The organism is Pontimicrobium sp. MEBiC01747 (genome assembly GCF_053601635.1).
In genome coordinates this window covers 1-763 of sequence record NZ_JBSHNS010000043.1, presented here as the reverse complement: position 1 = coordinate 763, position 763 = coordinate 1, and the positions used below count along the sequence as shown (strand labels likewise).

1 protein-coding gene is annotated in these 763 nt (G+C 40.5%); it reads right to left on the bottom strand.

All coding sequences use genetic code 11. From position 1 onward, the window contains the following. Window positions 1–763, bottom strand: a 763-nt coding sequence (locus ACVC2P_RS00630; RefSeq protein WP_452596551.1) for an immunoglobulin domain-containing protein, incomplete at both ends; no start/stop codon positions are given.

Sequence of the window (763 nt, the reverse complement as noted above, 5' to 3'; positions counted from 1 at the left end):
AGATCCAGAAGTTTGCGACCAAGTACCACCAGCATCTTCACCAGCGATTAAACTAAATAAATCTATAGTTGTTGTACTACTATCGCAAATGGTTGTATTACCATCTGTACCAGCGTTAACGGCAGGATTAATATTTATAGTAGCAGTACTAACATCGTTAGGACAAGGATTTGTTCCAATAACAGTATAATCGAAGGTATTAGTAGTTGCACCAACAGCTGGTGTAAAAGTACCAGCTACAGCATTAAAAGTACCACCAGATCCAGAAGTTTGCGACCAAGTGCCACCAGTATCTTCACCAGCGATTAAACTAAATAAATCTATAGTTGTAGAACTATCGTCACAGATAGTAATGCCTCCATCTGTACCAGCATTAGCAGGTGTTTCAATAGTAAGAACTACTGGTATTCTAGAACTCACACAACCAGAGACAGTTTCTTCAGCTTCCGCATAGTAAGTGTAAACTCCAATAGCTGTATCGGTAGGCGTATAATTAAGGCCAGAAGCTAAGGCAGTACCTCCAGTGGAGTTTGTATACCAATTAATAGCATCCCCTAAAGCAGGAGGGCCAGGTAGTACAACACTTAAAGCAGGTGTAGTTGCTCCAAAACAAATACTAGGATTGTTAGGGTTAGTAGGCGTATCGATAAAAGGACAAGCACAATTAGGCGCAGTAACCATTAAGGTATCTTGACACGATCCATTAACAGCACTAGTTGCAGTAATTGTAATATCCGTTCCAGCAGGAACACCAGTAATAGAG